Origin of the sequence: Novispirillum itersonii (assembly GCF_014205675.1) — a bacterium.
Classification (GTDB): domain Bacteria; phylum Pseudomonadota; class Alphaproteobacteria; order Rhodospirillales; family Rhodospirillaceae; genus Novispirillum; species Novispirillum itersonii_A.
Genome location: NZ_JACIIX010000004.1, coordinates 1 through 12,928, shown reverse-complemented (window position 1 = coordinate 12,928; position 12,928 = coordinate 1). Strand labels below are relative to the sequence as shown.

Sequence of the window (12,928 nt, the reverse complement as noted above, 5' to 3'; positions counted from 1 at the left end):
TGTCTCCTGATTCGAGTGCGGTATAGCAGGTGTCGGCCCGCCCGACAATGATTGCGACGCGCTTTATGACAGAAGAACAGCCATTCGGTCCGGGAATGACTCAAAAGATCCGGTTTCAGACAGAATCTTCCACATTGCCCGCCGGTGCTGGCGTGGCGGCCTTTCCTGCGGCTTTACGGACCCTGCCCTTCCCCGGTGCCCTGCCCGGTTTTTCCTTGACCGGGGCCGGGCCGGTAACGGCCTCAGCCTTCGCGGGCTCAACCACATCCGATTCGGCAGCCGCCACACTCTCGTCCGCCTCATCCTTCGGCGGCCCCTTATAGTCCTTCACCCCTTGCATCAGGGCGTAGCAGGCAAGGCGGACATATTTAGGGATATCAACGCTTTCGCCGTCCCGCTCGCCCTTTTCGTAATACTGGACGACCCGGCGTTTCAGGCCAAGGGCTTCGGCGGCATCTTTCTGCGACAGATCCATCGCCTTACGCCAGCGGCGGAAATCCTTCGGTGACATCGTAGCCATGCGGCGCTCCGGTCAAAAAGGGCAGAGGACTGTATGATGCAGGCAGAGCATCAAGAAGTCATTTCAAAACAGGGATGTACTGTGTTTCCCGAAGGAACTCACGGTACCGGTGGCAACTTTAGGCGCACTTAGTGCATAATGTCTATTGAATTTTGCGCACTGTATGCGCATATTAAGAGCGTACAGGGTGCGCACATTCCCCACAGAACCCTGCCCCTGACACCACCCCACAAACAAGCAAAACCAAAACAAACAACAAAAGCCATAAGGAGACCACACCATGGTCCGCACCACCCTCGCCCCCCTGACCCTGACCGGCGTTCCCCACAACACCGCTTTCGGGCCGGTCAGCGCCCTTGATGGCACCCCCGCGCTGGTTTACCGCTGCACCACCGACGACGGCGTATTCTGGCTGACCGATGTTGTCGGCGCCAGCCGCCTTCAGCTGCGGGCTCCGGAAACGACCGTCGAAGTGCTGGTGGTTGCCCGCCCCGGCCGCGCCTGACCGGCCTCAGCCCGGCCCCATCATCGGGACAGGTGTCCATTCCGCCTGATCCGGCGGTCCGGCCGCATAGAGCCACACCGCCGGGTCCGCCGCCCCCACGGCCGGAAGAGCCATCAGGCTGGATGAAACCGTCCCGAACCCATTCGGCCGCAGAAAACACATGGCGGTGCGGGGATCATTCTCCGCCCCGCCCGCATCGCGGCTGGCCAGCAGGGACATCCAACCCGACCAGCTGCCCGCCTCCGGCTCCGGCACCGCCGCCGCGTGGAACGCAGGCAGATTATGGCGAAGACGCGGATCCGCCCCGGTATCGTTCAGATCAAATCCTGTGATCATTGACAGGCCATCCGGCAACGGCAACGCCTCGATAATTCCGTCAGCCCGGTCGGCATGGCGCAGCCACCACCCGTGGGTGTTGTCGGCGACAATCATGTTGAACGGGCGGTAAGCCCGGCCATCCAGCTCTGCCAGCGCCATGACGGCGTCGGCAGCATCAGCATGATCCAAGGCCTCCAGAACCAGCTCACCGCGGGACCGCTTGTCGGCGGCAGGCCCCAGCGTGCCGAACCGGTTCAGGATTGCCGCCATGACACCATGATCATTCAGCCCCATCCACGACCCACCGGCCAACAGATCCTGACCGGCTGTCACCTCCGGCCGGTCGGCCCAGTGACGCCCCGGAGGCAGAACCGGACGGTCCCGCATCTCATCGCGGTTAGCCCCGATCAGGACCGGCCACGCATGCCCGGGGCGACGCAGGATGACAACTGTACACATCGCAGTTCCTCCGCAGACCGCCGCCTGTTGAACGCCTGTCGCGCCAAAACCGCAGACTGCATAAAAAGAAGTACCGAACCGGCAGCCCAAAGGGTATAACGGACCCGTTTTTAGCCGGGAAAACCGGTATCATATAGTTTAATCCGAGGAAACGCGCACCATGGCTGACGCCTTCCACGATCGCGAACAGGCTTTCGAAGCCAAGTTCAAGCTGGATCAGGAACTGGAATTCCGGGCCCGGGCCCGCCGTAACAAACTGCTGGGCCTGTGGGCTGCCGAGACCATGGGCGTTGCCGACGCCGATGCCTATGCCCGCGCCGTGGTCGCCGCCGATCTGGAAGAGCCCGGCGATGACGATGTGATCCGCAAGGTCCTGAAAGACCTGACCGATCACAACGTTGAAATGACCGAAGGCCGTCTGCGCATCAAACTGGAAAAGATGATGGCGATTGCCCGCGATCAGATCTACGGCGATGCCGCCCGCTGATCTGTCCTCTGCGGTCCGTAAATAACACAAGGGCCAGCCCCGTTATGGAGCTGGCCCTTTTTGTATGTGGTCCCCCCGGACAGCATGGCCGTCCGGGGGAAAACACGCTCAGGCTTCGCCGAAGACACGGCGGAAAATGGTGTCGACATGCTTGGTGTGATAGCCAAGGTCAAACAGCTCAGTCAGCTGCGGCACCGGAATGCGCGCGGTCACTTCGTCATCCTGCTTCAGGATCGACAGCAGATCCCCCTGGCCTTCCCATACCTTCATGGCATTGCGCTGCACCAGACGGTAAGAGTCCTCGCGGCTGACACCGGCCTGCGTCAGGGCCAACAGCACACGCTGGCTGAACACCAGACCACCCATCTGGTTCAGATTGCGGTCGATCGCATCCGGATAAAGCACCAGATTGGCGATCACATTGGTCAGGCGGGCCAGAGCAAAGTCGAGGGTGATGGTGGCATCAGGGCCGATCATCCGCTCCACCGAGGAGTGGCTGATATCACGCTCGTGCCACAGGGCAACGTTTTCCAGGGCCGGCACCACGGCGGAACGGACGATCCGGGCCAGACCGGTCAGGTTTTCAGTCAGCACCGGATTGCGCTTGTGCGGCATCGCCGAGCTGCCCTTCTGCCCCTTGGAGAAGAACTCCTCAGCCTCACGCACTTCCGTGCGCTGGAGGTGGCGGATCTCGGTCGCCGCCCGTTCGATCGACGAGGCGACCACGCCCATGGCCGCGAAGTATTCAGCGTGACGGTCACGCGGAATCACCTGAGTGGACAGCGGCTCCGGCTTCAGACCCAGCTTTTCCGCCACATATTCTTCGACGAACGGGTCGATATTGGCGAAGGTGCCGACCGCACCGGAAATGGCGCAGGTGGCAATGTTTTCGCGGGCGCGCAGCAGGCGTTCCCGCCCACGCTGGAATTCAGCATGGAACCCGGCAAACTTCAGCCCCATCGTCACCGGCTCGGCATGGATGCCGTGGCTGCGCCCCATGCAGACGGTCAGCTTGTGTTCCATCGCCCGGGTCTTCAGCGCGGCCAGAAGGGCGTCCATATCCTTCAGCAGCAGATCGGCGGCCTGCACCATCTGCACGGCCAGACAGGTATCCAGCACGTCGGAAGAGGTCATGCCCTGATGGACGAAACGGGCGTCATCCCCGATGTGTTCGGCCAGCTCGGTGGTGAAGGCGATGACGTCATGCTTGGTGACGGCCTCAATCTCATCAATCCGGGCGATCCGTTCCGGGGTATAGGGCTTATTGCCGCGTTCCCACACCGCCTTGGCGGCGCTTTCCGGAATCACCCCCAGCTTGGCCTGCGCATCACAGGCATAGGCTTCAATCTCAAACCAGATCTTGAACTTGTTGGCCGGATCCCAGATGGCGACCATTTCGGGGCGGGAGTAACGAGGAATCATGTCTGCTATCCTGTCTGCTGTGACCTGCCGGGAGGGAAACTGTGGGCCTTATAGGCCAAGACGGCGGTTTTCTCAACGCAGGCATCGCCGCTGTTGCCGTGTTTTTAATATTTTTGGATGATAGTGCCCGGAATTTCCGGCAACAGAAGGGAACCGGCCCATGGCCCGCGCGGTCCGCACCACAGCAACATGCCTGAGCATTCTCCTGCTGCTGGCCCCGTTCTCCGGGGTTTCGGCGCAGGAATTCATGATGCCGTGGGAGAAGATGAAGCAGAAAGAACCGATCATCGACCCCAATCTGCGGGAAGATATGGAAGTGGTGGTCGGCACCATCGAGGTGATCCGGCTGACCCAGCCGGGGCAGGCGGTTATTCTGTCCCATCCGGAAGTGGCTGATGTTTACCTTCAGGGCGCAAACCGCCTGTTCATCATCGGCAGAAACATCGGGGTCACGGAAATCACCGTCGCAGACAAAACCCTGACCCCGGTGTGGAACAGTCAGCTGAGCGTGGTTGTTGAGAAAACCCACTGACGGAAGGGGCGCAACACCCCTTCCAGTGATACAGCATTCCCCCTCAGGCCTTCCAGAACCGAGCTGATAGCAGGACCAGAATGGAGAAAAACTCCAGACGGCCCAACAGCATCCCCAAGGACAGCGCCCATTTGGCGGCATCCGGCAGCGCCTGAAAATTACCGGCTGGCCCGATGATGTTGCCAAGGCCGGGGCCAACGTTGCCCACCGCCGTTGCCGCACCGCTGACCGCCGTCACCCAATCCAGCCCCACAGAGGCCAGAAACAGGGTAATCGCCCCGACGGTGCCGATGTAAACGAAGAAGAACAGCATCACCGAGGCGGAAACGTCTTCGGTAATGCGGCGATCCCCGAACCGGGCCACCTCGACCGCGTTGGGGCTGATCAGCCGGTGAATATGGGAGCGATACAGCTTCCAGGCAATCTGGAACCGGAAGATCTTGATCCCCCCGGCGGTTGATCCGGTGCAGGCCCCGACGAACGTCAGCGCAAAGGCACAGGCCACGGCAAAATGCCCCCACAGGGTATAATCCGTACTGGCAAACCCGGTGGTGGTCACAATCGTCACCACCATGAACGCAACATGGGTGAAGGTGGCAAACACATCCTCCGCCCCCCGGAAAACCTGCTCCCCGGTCAGCACCAGCGTCGCGAACAGTGCAAAAATCAGAAAACCACGGACCTGCGTCTCATTGAACGCAGAGAAGCCACCGCCACGCAGGGCGCGGATGAACAGGGTGATCGGCAGGCCACCGGCAATCATGAAGATGATAATGATCCAGTTTACCGCCAGACTGTTGAAATGCCCGACAGAGGCATCCGAGGTTGAGAAACCGCCGGTGGAAATGGTCGCCATCGCATGGTTAATGGCCTCGAAAAACGTCATACCGGCCAGAACCAGCGCCACACAGCACAGGGCGGTCAACCCGGCGTAGATCAGCACCAGAGACAGAGTGAACTGACTGACACGGGCCACGACCTTATCGTTGGTGTCGGAACTTTCCATCTTAAACAGCTGCATCCCGCCGACCCGCAGGAACGGCAGCAGGGAGATGGCCATCACCACAATCCCGATCCCCCCCAGCCAGTGCAGCAGCGAGCGCCACAGCAGAATTCCTGGCGGGGCCACGTCCAGACCGGTGATCACGGTAGATCCCGTGGTGGTCAACCCGGAAACGGCCTCAAACAGGGCATCGGTATAACTCAGGGACAGGCGGGAGAAAGTGAAGGGCATCGCCGAAAAAGCGGAAATCCCCACCCACGACAAGACGGTCAACAGAAAGGCCTGACGGCGGTTGAGGGTCAGGTGGCGCTCGAAATTGGCAAACACCAGCATCAGACCAATCAGCGCGGTGAAGCCACCGGCGATGAAAAACCCCATCCAGTCGGCATCGCCGGACCAGGCATCCACAAGGCCCGGCACGACCATGAACACGCCCAGAATGGCCAGCAGCTCCCCCAGGACAAACAGGACCGGCTTCAGGGTAAATGCGGGTTGGTTCATGATTGTTGCCTGCTGATGGCGCCTGTCACGCCATCCTCCCCGATTAGCTTTTCCGGCGGCAGGCAGGCAAGCCACCCATCCGCGCCCGTGTCATGAAAACGGCCTGCCCTTGGAAATCCCCCGATTTCAGCCGTTTCCGCACTTCACACCAACACCGGAACAAGGCTCAGGCATCATCCTGCGGGACTGGCAGGGTGTAAATTTCTACCCCTTCCTCCTGCAAAGACGCCTGCTCTTCCGGCGTTGCTTCGCCATAAATAGCACGGGCATCGCTTTCGCCGTAGTGAATCTTACGGGCTTCCTCGGCGAAGGTATTCCCAACATAATCAAAGTTCTGCTCAACATAGGCCTTGACGGTCCGCAGCACCTGCCGCACCGCAGCAGGGTCCGGCATCTCCCCTCCGGCCTCCGCAGGGATCTTCGGGGCAGCAGCAGCCATCTGGCCGACAACGGCCGCTGCCGTTGCCGCGGCGCTCCGTCGGCGGGCATCCTCCCGGTCATCATGGCCCTTCTTCCGGGCCAGACGCGGTGCCATCAGCGCCTTGGAAACGCGGGTACTGCCGCACTCCGGGCACTGCAATACCCCCTGCTCCGCCATGCGGTCGTAGGCCGCACTGTCACGGAACCAGCTTTCAAAGGTATGGTCATGCTCGCACAGCAGTTCGTACTTGATCATCTGCGGTCGTCATCGCCCTTGCATCCGCCCCCGGCCCAAGGCCGGGGAGACAAGCATTTAACCATCATGAGGCATCATGACAAGCCAAAGTCAGCACCCGGCCCCGGCCCTGCCCCCGTCCGGATGGATCCGGCGGTTTTCCTCACTGATCCCACCGGGCTCCCGCGTCATCGATGTTGCCTGCGGCCGCGGGCGGCATGGTCGGCTGTTTCTGGACTCAGGCTGCGACGTCACCTTCATAGACCGCGACCCTTCCGGTGTTGCCGACCTGACCGGGCGAGCCACCGTGATTGCCCATGATCTGGAAATGCCGGGTGACGGCCCGGGCATGTCCTGGCCTTTTCCCCCCGGGGCCTTTGATGCGGTGATCGTCACCAACTACCTGCACCGGCCGCTTTTCCCCGCCCTGATCGAGGCCGTCTCCCCCGGCGGAATCCTGCTGTACGAAACATTTGCCCAAGGGAATGAACACTTCGGTCGCCCCAGAAACCCCGACCATCTCTTACGCGCCGGGGAGCTGCTTGAGCGCACATATCCCTTGCAGGTTATCGCCTACGAGACCGGAACGGTTTGCCGCAACGGAGAAAACCGGGTGATTTCCCGGATCGCCGCGATCCGGGGTGAGACTCCGGTTTTGTTGCCCTTAGCAGAACCATGCGATTGATATATATATGATTTAAAACAGATCAATAGATTAGTTTTTTAATCTCTTACTTTAAGAAAATCCTCCATCCTGAAAGCTCTGCACCCCAAAAAACCTTGCGATTTATTCCGCTTCCGGTAGGTGTGGTTCCCCTGCCCTCTCGGATGACTCCCCATGTCTTCTGCCCATTCTCCCTCCCAGCGGACCGGACTTCTGGCCGCCCTTGGCGCCTATTGCCTGTGGGGTGGATCCGGTCTGTTCTTCCGGTCTCTGGCGGCATTGCCCCCGGATGAGATCATCAGCCACCGCATCCTGTGGAGCGTGCTGGCAATGCTGCCGTTCATGCTGCGCGGAAACCGCCCGGCGCAGGTTCTGGAGATCCTCCGGACCCCGAGGCGGCTTGTCGTCTTCACTTCTTCCGCCGTAATGGTCTCGGTGAACTGGCTTATTTTTGTTTATGCCATCAACTCCCATCAGGCCCTGTATGGAAGCCTTGGATACTACGTTTTCCCGCTGGTGACGCTTGCTCTTGGCGCAGTTTTTCTCAAGGAACGGTTCTCCCGCCAGCAAGGTCTTGCCGTCCTTCTGGTCTGCGCCGGTGTCGGCGTGATGATTGCCGGTCTGGGAAAACTGCCGTGGATTACCCTGTCTCTGGCCCTGACTTTTGGCATCTATGGGCTGATCCGCAAAATGGCTCCGGCAGACAGCCTGACCGGCCTGTTTGTTGAAACCCTGCTGCTGACCCCCTTTGCGATTGGCTGGCTGCTCTGGAAGGAAAGCCTCGGTGCCGGTTTCTTCTCCGGGCTGCTGCTGCCGGGGGCTGACTGGCATCTGCTGGCCCTTCTCGCCATCGGTTGCCCGCTGTGGACCGCGCTGCCCCTGTATCTGTTCGGGGTCGGTGCCCGCACCCTCCGCCTTTCCACCCTCGGCCTGATGCAGTACATGAGCCCGACAGTCCAGCTTGCCGTTGCCGTCCTTGTTTTCCGCGAGCCCTTTACAACCGCCCACGCCATCACCTTCGGCCTGATCTGGGCTGGCGTGGTGGTCTATTCCCTGCCACTGCTCCGTCGCAAAACCCCCGGCACAGAGACTGCTTGACAGCAGTCAAGGCAGGGCAACTGCGGCAAAGCTATTGACGGCGGCGGTTTTGCCCCGCATATCCTCACCCAACCGTTACTGACCCGGATGGTGTTCATCCGGCCCATGCGAAAGGCGACATAGAATGTCGGATAATCCGCTCTTCCAGCAGATTCAGGCTGAAGTTGACGCCAACCCGGTGCTTCTGTTCATGAAGGGCAGCGCCATGTTTCCGCAGTGCGGCTTTTCCGCCGCCGTGGTGCAGGTGCTGAACCATTTCGGCGTGAAGTACAAGACCGTCAACATTCTGGAAAATGACGACATGCGTCAGGGCCTGAAGGAATATTCCTCCTGGCCGACCTTCCCGCAGCTGTACGTCAAGGGTGAGTTCGTCGGTGGCTGCGACATCGTCCGCGAGATGGCCGCCAGCGGCGACCTCGCCAAGCTGTTCGAGGAAAAAGGCGTGGAAATGGGGCAGTAAGCCTCTGTTCTGCACCAACAAAAACCCCGCCTCACTCGGCGGGGTTTTTTTGTGCCCTCCCGGCACGATGAGGAAGGCCTAAAGCGGAGCCGTGAAGCCCCCCCCGGGAGTTATTCCCCCCGCACGCTTTCCACGATCTCTTCCAGCTTTTCGACATCGAGAATCACCAGCGCGTCGCGGTCCCGCCGCACCAGACGCTGGCGGGCCAGATCGTTCAGCACCCGGGCAACCGTTTCACGGGTTGTGGAAACCCGGCTGGCGATATCACCGTGAACCGGAATCGGCGACAGTACGGCGCTGCCATCGTCGCCGATCCCGGCGACCCGGGCCTGACGCAACAGCTCCGCATGGACCCGGTTATTGGCCCCCAGCGTTGACAGATCAATGATGCGGTCCGTCGAGGTCCGGACCATGGATGCCAGCCGCTTCAGCAGCATATGCATCATCCCCTCATGGGTGGTCACCAACCGCATGAAGACTTCCGCAGGCAGCACCGCCACCTGTGTCTCCACCAGTGCCATCACGCTGGCGGAACGGGGATGACCGTCGATGGCGGCCAGTTCACCGAAATAATATCCGGCCCCCAGATCGTCCAGCGTCAGCTCTTTGCCCGAAAGGGAATAGATAACGATCCGGACGGATCCCTTGATCACCAGATAGACATCGCGGTTCTGACTCTGGCGGTCGATGATCTGTTCCTGCGGAGCATAACGCCGCCAGCGGCACTGACGGGCCACGGCTGCCCGCTCATCCGGGGACAGAGGTGCCAGAAGGTCAATACCGTCAAGGCTGTTCTGCGCAATCTCGTCGGCCACGTTCAGATCTCTCCCCGCTGGCATGCCAAACTGCCCCCCTGTCGTCGCACAGCTGCGCCGCCGCTGCAACCGATTATGCGTCATACCATGGTCTTACACGTCGCATGACAGCGTGTTTTTCTTGTCGGCAGACAGAAAATACCGTTCACTGACTTCAATGACCGACGTTCTCCCGTCTCTTCCGGCCACCCGCCTCTTCCTGTTCATCGGGCTTCTGCTCTGCCTGATGACCGCAGAGACCCTGTGGCCCCGCCGCAACACAAAACAGCACCGGCAGCCGCGTTGGGTCGGCAATCTCAGCCTGAGCGCTCTGGGCAGCCTGTGCGGGCAGGCCATCAGCAGCCTGTCGCCGGTTGCCGCAGCGTTATGGGCCGAGCAGGCCGGAAACGGTCTGTTCCGGCTGGTTCCGCTGCCGGACCTTCTGCCATTCTGGGTGTCCGTGGTCCTGCTGGATGGCATGATCTGGGCACAACACCTGATCTTCCATCATCTGCCATGGCTGTGGCGCCTGCACCGTGTCCATCACAGCGATCCGGAAATGGACGCCACCACAGCGGTCCGCTTTCATCCGGTGGAAATCTTGCTTTCGCTGTTGCTGAAAAGTGGGGCGGTCATTCTGCTCGGCATTCCCGCCACGGCAATCGTCACCTTCGAGATCCTTCTCAGCTCCACGGCCCTGATGACTCATGCCAACATCCGGCTGCCGCAGCGGCTGGACCGGTTTTTGCGCCTGCTGGTGATCACGCCGGACCTGCACCGGATTCATCACTCCCCGGAGCGGCAGGAGACAGACAGCAACTTTGGCTTCTGCCTGTCCCTCTGGGACCGTCTGGCCGGGACCCTGCGCCATACCCCGCGCCAGCCGCAGGAGACGATGGCTGTCGGGCTGCCCGACTTTCGGTCGCCACACGATCAGGCCCCGGTCCGCCTGCTGCTTCAGCCGCTGAAGACGCCCCGCCATCCCCCTACCGGGCACCTCCCCGGGAAACAGGACTGACAGGCCCGGTCGGAGCATTGCCCCGCCGGAACCCGCCTTCAGCAAAAAGGGATGAGGAGGTTACAGGGCCTCTTCGTCCTGCTCCCCGGTGCGGATCCGCACCGCCCGCCCGATATCCATCACGAAAATCTTGCCATCCCCGATCTTACCGGACCGGGCTGTTGCCTGAATGGTTTCCACCACCTTATCGGCCAGATCATCATTGACGACGATCTCCAGCCGGACCTTGGGCAGGAAATTCACGACATATTCCGCGCCACGGTAAATCTCAGTCTGGCCGCGCTGCCGCCCGTAGCCCTTAACCTCGCTGACCGTCATCCCCTGAATGCCGATCTCGCCCAGCGCCTCGCGCACATCTTCCAGCTTGAAGGGCTTGATGATCGCCGTAACCAGTTTCATTGCCGCGTCTCCCGTTCCGCGCTTTTCATTCCCTGCCAGCCCGCACGCTTCAGGCCTTGCCTGACACCCCGGCAGGTCCGCCCACTGTGGTGGGCAGCGCGATTTCCGGCAAGGGGAAAGCGGTGCGGGATGCAGAGCCCCGTAAAAAAGGGGCCGATCCCGTGCAAGGAATCAGCCCCCAGTGATGACCAAACAGGGTACACCTGACACCCGGGGCCTTGTCCGCTCCGGCAGACGCCGCCCCGGCCCCTCATGGACCAGACACATCAGACACCAAACGCATCAGACAGGGGCAATCAGACCGGGGCACACTCAATCCGGCGACCCCGCCCTTCGAGGGCTTCGGCAGCCTTGCGGACTGCCGACTGGAGCTTGGAGAACGCCCGGTTTTCAATCTGCCGGACCCGCTCCCGCGAAATGCCATAGTGACGGCCGAGATCTTCCAGAGTGATCGGCGAAGACCGCAGACGGCGCTCGGTAATGATATGCCGCTCACGGTCGTTCAGCTGCTCCATCGCATCCCGCAGCAGAACGGTGCCGAGGCGTCGTTCCTGCTGATTTCCGAGAACCTCTTCCTGATCGGCACGGTCATCGACCAGCAGATCCATCCGCTGCATGTCGCCTTCCTCACCGACCGGAAGGTTCAGCGAGGTGTCCTGACGGGACAGCCGCTGGTTCATGCTGAACACTTCATCCACCGGAACGGAAAGCTCTTCGGCGATCCAGTCAGCCTGCTCCCGGGTCAGATTGGTGTCGTCATAGACGCCAAGCTGGGCCTTCAGGCGGCGCAGGTTGAAGAACAGCTTCTTCTGTGCCGCCACGGTCCCGACCTTCACCAGTGACCACGAGCTGAGGACGTATTCGTTGATCGAGGCCTTGATCCACCACATCGCGTAGGTGGCGAGACGGAACCCTTTTTCCGGTTCAAACTTGTTCACTGCCCGCAGCAGGCCGACATTGCCTTCAGAGATCAGGTCCGTCATCGGCAGGCCATAGAAGCGGTAGCCCATGGCAATACGCGCCACCAGCCGGAGGTGACTGGTCACCAGACGGTGACCGGCCTCTTCCTCTCCACTGTCACGGTACCGGTGCGCCAGATCCTGCTCTTCCTCAGGGCTCAGCAGCGGGAAGCGCTTGATCTGGTCCATGTACCGGGTCAACCCACCCTCTGCGGCAATCATAGGAATGCTCACACCAGATTTTGCCATGGGATAACCCTCCATCTCCATCAGTTCATGAACCTATACGCCACCTGAGGCCGACCGGTTCACCGCCGAATTCATGGTACCTGTCTACAGGGATGAACCTGAATGCTTCCTGAATGAAATTTGCAGGATTTATCAAAGGGAAAATTTTTCGCGAATTAATTTTTAAACTCTTCGCGAACGGCTCAGCGGTTCGATGCAAAACACAATACGAACACAGCCACACAGCGGATCAGACCCGCGCCATTCATTATAACCGACTTTTTTAATCAAGTATAATATTCCACATACCCCGCCATCAGAACGCCCCAATCGTCAGCAATGATGCCAGCGCGGATTCCACCTCCCCATGCGGGCAGATCTCCCTGCCGTTTTTCCCGGAGATCCGGTCGAAACCGGGGCCACGGTCATCGCATTTGAAAGAAGCGAGTAGCGCTGAGCGCTAAAAAGGATTCTTTAGGGGGCTCCCTCAGCGAAGGCAGGAGCCCCCCTGATGTCATGGTTTGACAAGGCGTTCGACGCGCTGCCGGACCCTCGGACCGGCAATGCCACACGGCATGATCTTCTTGAGATATTGACGATTGCGCTGACGGCGACAGTGTGCGGAGCGGAAAGCTGCTCGGATTTTGCTGACTTTGCCGTGGACCGAGAGGACTTGTTCCGCGAGTTCCTGCGGCTGGAGCATGGGGTGCCAAGCCACGACACCTTCTCGCGCATTTTTCGGCTGCTTGACCCGGCGGCTTTTGCGGCGTGTTTCGGGCGCTTCCTCAATGAGCTGGGGGCAGCCGGAGAGGGTGTGATCGCCATCGACGGCAAGACGCTGCGACGGTCCTTCGACGACGCGGCCCGCTCCAACCCGCTGGCGGTGGTGACGGCGTTCGCGTCGGC

At 60.7% G+C, this 12,928-nt stretch carries 16 protein-coding genes; 8 read left to right on the top strand and 8 right to left on the bottom strand.

Annotated elements, in window-relative coordinates; all coding sequences use genetic code 11:
* Positions 1 to 115: 115 nt before the first annotated feature.
* On the bottom strand, positions 116 to 520 hold the full coding sequence (locus FHS48_RS06725) for a helix-turn-helix domain-containing protein (RefSeq protein WP_260402382.1): 405 nt from the start codon (positions 518 to 520) through the stop codon (positions 116 to 118).
* Positions 521 to 800: 280 nt separating this feature from the next.
* Here FHS48_RS06725 and FHS48_RS06720 point away from each other — a divergent pair, with 280 nt between their 5' ends.
* A complete protein-coding gene (locus FHS48_RS06720) occupies positions 801 to 1,025 on the top strand; it encodes a hypothetical protein (protein WP_184262672.1) in 225 nt (74 codons plus the stop codon).
* 6 nt (positions 1,026 to 1,031) lie between these two features.
* Here the strand turns inward: FHS48_RS06720 and FHS48_RS06715 are convergent, their stop codons facing one another.
* Complete coding sequence (locus FHS48_RS06715) at positions 1,032 to 1,802, bottom strand: NRDE family protein (protein ID WP_184262670.1); 771 nt, start codon at positions 1,800 to 1,802, stop codon at positions 1,032 to 1,034.
* Between the two features lie 160 nt (positions 1,803 to 1,962).
* Here FHS48_RS06715 and FHS48_RS06710 point away from each other — a divergent pair, with 160 nt between their 5' ends.
* Positions 1,963 to 2,289, top strand: coding sequence for a DUF1476 domain-containing protein (locus FHS48_RS06710; RefSeq protein WP_184262668.1), 327 nt, complete (start codon positions 1,963 to 1,965; stop codon positions 2,287 to 2,289).
* A 108-nt stretch (positions 2,290 to 2,397) separates the two neighbouring features.
* On the opposite strand, the gene purB is transcribed toward FHS48_RS06710, so the two are convergent.
* Positions 2,398 to 3,711: an adenylosuccinate lyase gene (purB, locus tag FHS48_RS06705; RefSeq protein WP_184262666.1), complete on the bottom strand. Its 1,314-nt coding sequence runs from the start codon at positions 3,709 to 3,711 to the stop codon at positions 2,398 to 2,400.
* Positions 3,712 to 3,871: 160 nt separating this feature from the next.
* Between purB and FHS48_RS06700 the strand changes: the two genes are divergently transcribed.
* On the top strand, positions 3,872 to 4,243 hold the full coding sequence (locus FHS48_RS06700) for a pilus assembly protein N-terminal domain-containing protein (RefSeq protein WP_184262664.1): 372 nt from the start codon (positions 3,872 to 3,874) through the stop codon (positions 4,241 to 4,243).
* A 43-nt stretch (positions 4,244 to 4,286) separates the two neighbouring features.
* Here FHS48_RS06700 and FHS48_RS06695 read toward each other — a convergent pair whose 3' ends face one another.
* Together FHS48_RS06695 and FHS48_RS06690 are read right to left on the bottom strand one after the other, a co-directional pair.
* The gene (locus tag FHS48_RS06695) at positions 4,287 to 5,747 is read right to left on the bottom strand and encodes a TrkH family potassium uptake protein (RefSeq protein WP_184262662.1); all 1,461 of its coding nucleotides are present in this window, start codon (positions 5,745 to 5,747) and stop codon (positions 4,287 to 4,289) included.
* A gap of 166 nt (positions 5,748 to 5,913) precedes the next feature.
* The gene (locus tag FHS48_RS06690; protein ID WP_184262660.1) at positions 5,914 to 6,423 is read right to left on the bottom strand and encodes a DUF1178 family protein; all 510 of its coding nucleotides are present in this window, start codon (positions 6,421 to 6,423) and stop codon (positions 5,914 to 5,916) included.
* 76 nt (positions 6,424 to 6,499) lie between these two features.
* On the opposite strand from FHS48_RS06690, the gene FHS48_RS06685 reads away from it, so the two are divergent.
* From FHS48_RS06685 to grxD, 3 genes are all read left to right on the top strand, one after another.
* Positions 6,500 to 7,087, top strand: a complete 588-nt coding sequence (locus FHS48_RS06685) for a class I SAM-dependent methyltransferase (RefSeq protein WP_184262658.1) — start codon at positions 6,500 to 6,502, stop codon at positions 7,085 to 7,087.
* 153 nt (positions 7,088 to 7,240) lie between these two features.
* Entirely contained in the window at positions 7,241 to 8,164 is a 924-nt protein-coding gene (gene rarD / locus FHS48_RS06680) for an EamA family transporter RarD (protein ID WP_184262656.1), read from the top strand.
* A 124-nt stretch (positions 8,165 to 8,288) separates the two neighbouring features.
* The gene (grxD, locus tag FHS48_RS06675; RefSeq protein WP_184262654.1) at positions 8,289 to 8,624 is read left to right on the top strand and encodes a Grx4 family monothiol glutaredoxin; all 336 of its coding nucleotides are present in this window, start codon (positions 8,289 to 8,291) and stop codon (positions 8,622 to 8,624) included.
* Between the two features lie 110 nt (positions 8,625 to 8,734).
* Here grxD and FHS48_RS06670 read toward each other — a convergent pair whose 3' ends face one another.
* Complete coding sequence (locus FHS48_RS06670) at positions 8,735 to 9,439, bottom strand: Crp/Fnr family transcriptional regulator (protein ID WP_311769097.1); 705 nt, start codon at positions 9,437 to 9,439, stop codon at positions 8,735 to 8,737.
* 157 nt (positions 9,440 to 9,596) lie between these two features.
* On the opposite strand from FHS48_RS06670, the gene FHS48_RS06665 reads away from it, so the two are divergent.
* The gene (locus FHS48_RS06665) at positions 9,597 to 10,436 is read left to right on the top strand and encodes a sterol desaturase family protein (RefSeq protein ID WP_184262648.1); all 840 of its coding nucleotides are present in this window, start codon (positions 9,597 to 9,599) and stop codon (positions 10,434 to 10,436) included.
* 60 nt (positions 10,437 to 10,496) lie between these two features.
* On the opposite strand, the gene FHS48_RS06660 is transcribed toward FHS48_RS06665, so the two are convergent.
* Complete coding sequence (locus FHS48_RS06660) at positions 10,497 to 10,835, bottom strand: P-II family nitrogen regulator (protein ID WP_184262646.1); 339 nt, start codon at positions 10,833 to 10,835, stop codon at positions 10,497 to 10,499.
* Between the two features lie 296 nt (positions 10,836 to 11,131).
* Complete coding sequence (gene rpoH, locus FHS48_RS06655) at positions 11,132 to 12,043, bottom strand: RNA polymerase sigma factor RpoH (protein ID WP_184262644.1); 912 nt, start codon at positions 12,041 to 12,043, stop codon at positions 11,132 to 11,134.
* Positions 12,044 to 12,530: 487 nt separating this feature from the next.
* Between rpoH and FHS48_RS06650 the strand changes: the two genes are divergently transcribed.
* Positions 12,531 to 12,928, top strand: a 398-nt coding sequence (locus tag FHS48_RS06650) for an ISAs1 family transposase (RefSeq protein ID WP_184263008.1), incomplete at its 3' end; no start/stop codon positions are given.

Excerpts from the sequence above, each read along its gene's own strand:
- FHS48_RS06725 (WP_260402382.1), bottom strand. The coding sequence starts at position 520 with ATGGCTACGATGTCACCGAAGGATTTCCGCCGCTGGCGTAAGGCGATG.
- FHS48_RS06720 (WP_184262672.1), top strand. The coding sequence starts at position 801 with ATGGTCCGCACCACCCTCGCCCCCCTGACCCTGACCGGCGTTCCCCAC.
- FHS48_RS06715 (WP_184262670.1), bottom strand. The coding sequence starts at position 1,802 with ATGTGTACAGTTGTCATCCTGCGTCGCCCCGGGCATGCGTGGCCGGTC.
- FHS48_RS06710 (WP_184262668.1), top strand. The coding sequence starts at position 1,963 with ATGGCTGACGCCTTCCACGATCGCGAACAGGCTTTCGAAGCCAAGTTC.
- purB (WP_184262666.1), bottom strand. The coding sequence starts at position 3,711 with ATGATTCCTCGTTACTCCCGCCCCGAAATGGTCGCCATCTGGGATCCG.
- FHS48_RS06700 (WP_184262664.1), top strand. The coding sequence starts at position 3,872 with ATGGCCCGCGCGGTCCGCACCACAGCAACATGCCTGAGCATTCTCCTG.
- FHS48_RS06695 (WP_184262662.1), bottom strand. The coding sequence starts at position 5,747 with ATGAACCAACCCGCATTTACCCTGAAGCCGGTCCTGTTTGTCCTGGGG.
- FHS48_RS06690 (WP_184262660.1), bottom strand. The coding sequence starts at position 6,423 with ATGATCAAGTACGAACTGCTGTGCGAGCATGACCATACCTTTGAAAGC.
- FHS48_RS06685 (WP_184262658.1), top strand. The coding sequence starts at position 6,500 with ATGACAAGCCAAAGTCAGCACCCGGCCCCGGCCCTGCCCCCGTCCGGA.
- rarD (WP_184262656.1), top strand. The coding sequence starts at position 7,241 with ATGTCTTCTGCCCATTCTCCCTCCCAGCGGACCGGACTTCTGGCCGCC.
- grxD (WP_184262654.1), top strand. The coding sequence starts at position 8,289 with ATGTCGGATAATCCGCTCTTCCAGCAGATTCAGGCTGAAGTTGACGCC.
- FHS48_RS06665 (WP_184262648.1), top strand. The coding sequence starts at position 9,597 with ATGACCGACGTTCTCCCGTCTCTTCCGGCCACCCGCCTCTTCCTGTTC.
- FHS48_RS06660 (WP_184262646.1), bottom strand. The coding sequence starts at position 10,835 with ATGAAACTGGTTACGGCGATCATCAAGCCCTTCAAGCTGGAAGATGTG.
- rpoH (WP_184262644.1), bottom strand. The coding sequence starts at position 12,043 with ATGGCAAAATCTGGTGTGAGCATTCCTATGATTGCCGCAGAGGGTGGG.